The sequence below is a fragment of the Vibrio sp. 10N.222.49.C9 genome, assembly GCF_041474985.1.
GTDB classification, from domain to species: domain Bacteria; phylum Pseudomonadota; class Gammaproteobacteria; order Enterobacterales; family Vibrionaceae; genus Vibrio; species Vibrio crassostreae_C.
Window position 1 is genome coordinate 1 of the sequence record NZ_JBFRVD010001054.1, and the last position, 254, is coordinate 254.

The 254-nt window shown below is 46.5% G+C and carries 1 pseudogene; it reads left to right on the forward strand.

From position 1 onward, the window contains the following. Positions 1-15: 15 nt before the first annotated feature. Positions 16-254, forward strand: a pseudogene (locus AB4585_RS26865) (DNA internalization-related competence protein ComEC/Rec2); the annotation flags it as partial.

A 254-nucleotide genomic window follows, 5' to 3' on the forward strand; every position in this document is an offset into this window, starting at 1 on the left:
GATGGGACTCATTCGGTGTTATTGACCAGAGATATTGATGCAATTTCAGAGTATCAATTGGTTGATGCCGTTGCTCAATCTGACGTGATTATCGTGCCTCATCACGGCAGCAGTACCTCTTCAACTCAGGTATTGGTCGATAAAGTTGATGCAAATATCGCCATAGCCTCCACGTCGAAGCAGGGGCGTTGGTCGCTTCCTAACAAAAATGTGGTGGATAGATATCGCCAATCTGGGTCTCGATGGCTGAATAC